At 51.6% G+C, this 5,833-nt stretch carries 5 protein-coding genes; 4 read left to right on the plus strand and 1 reads right to left on the minus strand.

All coding sequences use genetic code 11. The annotated features are described in order from the left end of the window. The 4 genes from A3849_RS30070 to A3849_RS30085 all read left to right on the plus strand — a co-directional run. The coding region (locus A3849_RS30070; RefSeq protein WP_143191943.1) for a glycoside hydrolase family 125 protein at window positions 1-835 on the plus strand (835 nt) is incomplete at its 5' end. A gap of 65 nt (window positions 836-900) precedes the next feature. Further along, window positions 901-1,899: a glycoside hydrolase family 130 protein gene (locus A3849_RS30075; protein ID WP_074114740.1), complete on the plus strand. Its 999-nt coding sequence runs from the start codon at window positions 901-903 to the stop codon at window positions 1,897-1,899. A 219-nt stretch (window positions 1,900-2,118) separates the two neighbouring features. Further along, the gene (locus A3849_RS30080) at window positions 2,119-2,343 is read left to right on the plus strand and encodes a hypothetical protein (RefSeq protein ID WP_074114741.1); all 225 of its coding nucleotides are present in this window, start codon (window positions 2,119-2,121) and stop codon (window positions 2,341-2,343) included. A 27-nt stretch (window positions 2,344-2,370) separates the two neighbouring features. Then, the gene (locus A3849_RS30085; RefSeq protein WP_074114742.1) at window positions 2,371-5,121 is read left to right on the plus strand and encodes an alpha-mannosidase; all 2,751 of its coding nucleotides are present in this window, start codon (window positions 2,371-2,373) and stop codon (window positions 5,119-5,121) included. A 531-nt stretch (window positions 5,122-5,652) separates the two neighbouring features. Here A3849_RS30085 and A3849_RS33420 read toward each other — a convergent pair. After that, window positions 5,653-5,833 (minus strand): hypothetical protein (locus tag A3849_RS33420; protein WP_218619251.1); only part of this gene is annotated, 181 nt, incomplete at its 5' end.

Genomic DNA, 5,833 nt, shown 5'->3' on the forward strand with positions numbered 1-5,833 from the left:
TGGGCTTACCGACTTCTTCGATGCGGAGTTCAAGTCTGCCCTGCGTACCATTATCGAGGTGTTCAAAAAAGAGCAGCATCACTTCGAGCAGTCGCCGTACCGCTTCACCCGCAACAACGGCATTCCAGAAGACTCGTTGCGAAATAACGGACTTGGCATGCCGGTGAACTATACCGGGATGATCTGGTCCGGGTTCCGTTCCAGTGACGATGCCTGCGATTTCCACTACAACATTCCCGGCAATATGTTTGCCGTTGTCGCCCTGCGGCAGATGCAGGAATTCGCCGAGTGGGTCTTCCGGGACATGGATCTGCTGGCCGAGTTGAAGGCGCTGGAGTTCGAGGTGGATCATGGCATCAAGCTGTACGGGATTTACCGCCATCCCGAATTCGGGCCGATATACGCTTACGAGACCGATGGCTTCGGCAATTACTGCCTGATGGATGATGCCGGCACTCCGGGGCTGATCTCCATTCCGTACCTGGGCTATTTGAAGAATGATGATCCGGTGTATCAGAACACCAGACGGTTTGCGCTCAGTACAGAAAATCCGTTCTATTATGAAGGAACAGCAGCCAAAGGCATCGGCAGTCCGCATACACCGAAGAACTATATCTGGCACATGGCCTTGTCGATGCAAGGGATCACGGCGGACACCACGGAAGAGAAGCTGGCGGTGATTAGCATGCTGGAAGCCACAGACGCCGATACCGGCTTCATGCACGAAGGCTTCCATGCGGACGACCCCTCCGTGTTCACCCGCAGCTGGTTCGCCTGGTCGAACAGCCTGTTCTCTCAACTGATCTGGCGGGCGATGCAGGAAGGAATTCTCTAAGTGATTTCGAATACGGATGACAAGATGGAGTAAAGTACTTTTTTAGATGAAAAGGAGACATAAACATGAGTACGATTATTGGAGAAAATCTGTCAAATATCCCTTGGGAGGAGAAACCGGCAGCCACCGGCGCACCTGTATGGAGATATTCGGCCAATCCGATTATTCACCGGGATGCCATCCCGAATTCCAACAGTGTGTTTAATTCGGCGGTCGTCCCTTTTGGGGAGGGGTTCGCCGGCGTCTTCCGCTGCGATTCGAAATCGGTCAGCATGGATATCTTTGCAGGCTTCAGCGAGGACGGCGTGAACTGGACCATCCAGCATGAACCGATTGTCTTCCAAGGGGATGAAGAGGTCATTACACGGGAATACCGCTATGATCCCCGGGTCTGCAAGATTGATGACCGTTACTATATTTCCTGGTGCAACGGCTATCACGGGCCGACCATCGGACTCGCGTACACCACCGATTTTCAAACCTTCCATCAACTGGAGAACGCCTTTCTGCCGTATAACCGCAACGGCGTGCTGTTCCCGCGGAAGATCAACGGGCATTATGCCATGCTTAGCCGTCCAAGTGATACCGGGCATACTCCGTTTGGAGATATTTTCTACAGCGAAAGCCCGGACCTTACCTTCTGGGGCAAGCACCGCTATGTGATGGGCACGGTGAATGGAGATGCTTCCGCCTGGCAGTCCAAGAAGATTGGCCCCGGTCCGATTCCGATCGAAACGAGCGAGGGCTGGCTGCTCATCTATCACGGCGTAATCAACACATGTAATGGATTTGTCTACCGCATGGGCTGTGCGCTTCTGGATCTGGATCAGCCCTGGAAAGTGAAAGCCCGTTCGCGCAATTATATTCTGGGGCCGGAAATGTTGTACGAATGTGTGGGAGATGTGCCTAATGTGACCTTCCCTTGCGCGGCCTTGACCGATTCCGCGACAGGACGGATTGCCATCTACTACGGGTGTGCGGATACGGTTACGGGCCTTGCCTTTACCACCGTGGATGAGTTGCTTAAATATATGAAGGAGTACCCGTTGGAGATTGAGGAATAGCATTAAGGAACAGTTGATTGCTTTTATAGAACGCACTGGACCAGTGAACTTGTAGTGATAGGAGCGTTCGGACTCAACTCTTACTGGCAGCCGTCCGACCGCCTAGGAGAAATTCCCGGCACGTGTGAGCTAAGCAATGTGCGGCGCGGGAACAGATGAAGCTTGGCGATAGAACCTTTCCCGTGTCCTGCGGAGCTGTAGTGGTTTAACAGGGGAGACTTGCCAGGTGTCTACGGGTGCAAGCTTGGCTTTGCCGAAGGTATACTATATATTTTCGTATCCGAATACGCCTGGGATGCTGACGTTGAAATCCAAGGCCCGCAGGCCGGCATGAGCTACAGCTTCCGGCTGGAGAAAGAACGCTCCATACTGTTTGCCGCCGACAAGCAGGGGCAGCTGACATCCGTGTACAGAGCGGGAGAAACTGCAATTACAATACATTGAGCAAGATTTAAGGGAGAGATGGGAGTCATGACGAAGAAAAAAACAGCGCATATCGTTTCCCATACCCACTGGGACCGGGAATGGTATTTGCCTTACGAGAAGCATCATGTCCGTCTGGTACAGCTGGTGGATGCGCTGCTCGATAAATTGGATAACAGTACGGCCTTCCGCAGCTTTTATCTGGATGGCCAGACGATTATTCTGGAGGATTATCTGCAGGTCCGCCCGGAGAACAAGACCAGGCTGGAGCAGCATATCCGGGATGGCCGGATTCTGATTGGTCCGTGGTACATTTTGCAGGATGCTTTCCTTACGAGCGGTGAGGCGAACGTGCGCAATATGCAGATCGGCCATCAGGATGCGTTGAAATACGGAGAACCGTCCAAAATCGGCTATTTCCCTGATACCTTCGGTCTCGTCGGCCAGACGCCCCAGCTCATGCTCCAGTCCGGCATTAAGAATGCCTTTTTCGGCAGAGGAGTGAAGCCCACCGGCTTCAACAATACCGTATCCGACGGCGGCTATGAGTCTTCGTTCTCTGAGCTGATCTGGGAAGGGCCGGACGGCTCCCGCATCCTTGGCATCCTCTTCGCCAACTGGTATTCCAATGGGAATGAAGTTCCGGCGGACGAGGCTGATGCGCGTGAATTCTGGGACCGTAAGCTGTCTGATGCCGAAAAATATGCCTCCACTGGTGAGCTCCTGTTCATGAATGGCTGCGACCATCAGCCGCTTCAGCTGGATTTGCCGGAGGCGATTGCCACCGCGCAGGCGCTATATCCCGAGGTGGAGTTCGTTCATTCCAACTTCCCGGATTACCTGGATGCGCTGAATGCCGATCTGGAGCAGGGTGGACGTGAACTTTCAGCGGTTACAGGGGAGCTGCGCAGCCAGCGGACCGACGGTTGGGGCACACTGGTAAATACTGCTTCGGCACGTGTGTATTTGAAGCAGATGAATCAGAAGGGCCAGACTCTTCTTGAAAAAGTAGCTGAGCCTCTAGCTTCTATTGCGGGGCTTGCCGGCAAAGACTATCCGCATCATCTGTTCACTTACGCCTGGAAGACGCTGATGCAGAACCATCCGCACGACAGCATCTGCGGCTGCAGCGTGGACGAGGTGCACCGCGAGATGGTGACCCGTTTTGATAAAAGCCGTCACGTAGCAGAAAGTATCATAGAAGACAGCGCCAGAGTTATCGCAGATGCTGTAGATACCTCTGTTTTTGAAGACACCCCGGAAGATATGCAAGCTGTTCCTTTTGTGGTGATGAACACGACAGGCTGGAGCCGAACAGGGACTGTCAGTGTCGAACTGGACGCTGCCCGTTTATACCTTCGCGAAGGTTTCGGCCTGGAGGAGACCTCCCGCAGAATGAAGGAATTCAATCTCTCTGGCCGAGTATTGCTGAATGACAGCGGTAACGTGTTGGCTTGCACCGTGGAGGATCTGGGCCTGGAATTCGGCTACGATCTGCCGGACGACAAGTTTCGTCAGCCGTTCATGTGCCGTAGAGTAAAAATCACCTTCGAAGCAGCGGATGTTCCTGCACTCGGACTACGTGCTTATGCATGGGCAGCAAGTCAGGAAGCAGCAGATCCCAAGAAGGCCTCACTTATTAGCGGTGAGCATGTCCTGGAGAATGAAGCAATCCGTGTCGAAGTTGCCGGGGATGGCTCTTTCAGCCTGCATCACAAGCAGAGCGGTGTGCTTTACCGTGATCTGGGCATCTATGAGAATACCGGGGACATCGGCAATGAATACATGTACAGACAGCCGGATGGCGAGATTCCTTTGACTACTAAAGGGCTGAATGCTGCAATTGCTGTTCTTGAAGATACTCCTTACCGGGCTTCTGTTGAGATTAAGCATAAGTGGGAGATTCCAGCTTCGGCAGACGCCACTTTGAAAGAGGAGCAGCTTGCACTGGTATATTATCCGGAGCGTATAGCTCAGCGCAGCAGTGACACCGTGATTCTCGAGCTGCGTACTGTCATTTCGCTGGAACGTAAAGGTAAGGGAGTACACATTGAATCCACGATCAACAATGTCGCCAAAGATCACCGTGTTCGTATGCTCTTCCCTACGGATCTGCAGACTTCCGTGCATCATGCCGATTCTATGTTCGAAATTGCCAAGCGGGAGAACGAGCCAGCGGTAGAATGGCAAAATCCAAGCAATACCCAGCATCAACAGTCTTTTGTGGATGTGAGCAGTGCTGAGGCTGGCATGACTGTAGCTAATCTCGGTCTGAATGAATATGAAGTGCTGCGGGACGGACGCAATACGATTGCCGTTACCCTGCTTCGCAGTGTAGGCGAATTGGGCGACTGGGGCTGGTTCCCGACACCGGAGGCACAATGCATTGGCGAGCATACCGCGCAGCTAATGCTGATTCCGCATAGTGGAGATGGCATCACTTCAGGCGCGTACGCCGAAGCATACCAATTCCAGGTTCCATGGACCATCTTCCAGACGGGGATCCATACCGGGACAATCGCTTCGGGCTATTCACCTTTGAGCTGGAAAGGCACAGAAGCCGCATTTTCCTCTATAAAAATGAATGAAACTACCGGAGACCTTCTGCTTCGCTGGTATAACATGAGCGGGTCACACGCGCAATTAGATCTACAATTGTCACTTCCTCATGAACATCTGTACCGCACAAGCATATTAGAAGAGAGAACGGCTCCGTTGCCGCTTTCAGGAGATACCCAGCATCAGCTGGAACTCGGACCTTGCGAGATTGCCACATTCGGTATTCATCTAAGAGCTTAACTATATATGTCAAAAAGATCCCCCGGTGATTCCCCGCCGGGGGATCTTTAAAAGTTCGGTGTGTAAATCTGATACACGCTCACTTAATATCAAACATTATTACCCTCGATAAGTGAGGGAGTTCTATATCTCTTCCAATTCAGAGGTTTCCATCCCATTCGTGAATCGCCTACTGCTTGGCTTTGTTGGAGCGCGCTAGTGAGTATTCCAAGGCCAGTGGAGCCTTCTATACCATTTTCCATTGAGCCTCCGCATGTATCGCGGCGGACGTAGCGTCTCATTCCAAACAGGAATGATTAAGCGGGAAATGGGTATCATACTGTAAGGATGCCGACTATGGAGAAAGGTTGTACAGTGGGATATATTTAGCGATCTACTGGGCTACTAGAGTAAATTAAAGATCATTGAAAATAAATGCTTGCAATGAAACTCTGTACATGGTATATTCTTATTCCGGCCAAGAAACATCAACGCCGAGCTCGATAAGAAGTTGAAAAAAAGAGCTTGCATTACTCGGCCGAACGTGATATATTATAAGAGTTGCTGGTGACGAGATAATCGGCGCCGACGACGAGCTTGATCTTTGAAAACTGAACAACGAGTGAGTGGGATTTCACGCAAGTGAGATCCAAAAATAGAGAATATTTTATTCTCGTCAGATGTTTCAAAATGAGCAATCGCTCTTTCTAAATACCAATTTGGAGAGTTTGAT

Source organism: Paenibacillus sp. P46E (assembly GCF_001909095.1).
Taxonomy (GTDB): Bacteria; Bacillota; Bacilli; order Paenibacillales; family Paenibacillaceae; genus Paenibacillus_AQ; species Paenibacillus_AQ helianthi.

Coding starts and splice junctions, on each gene's coding strand:
- A3849_RS30085 (WP_074114742.1), top strand. CDS start 2,371: ATGACGAAGAAAAAAACAGCGCATATCGTTTCCCATACCCACTGGGAC.
- A3849_RS30075 (WP_074114740.1), top strand. CDS start 901: ATGAGTACGATTATTGGAGAAAATCTGTCAAATATCCCTTGGGAGGAG.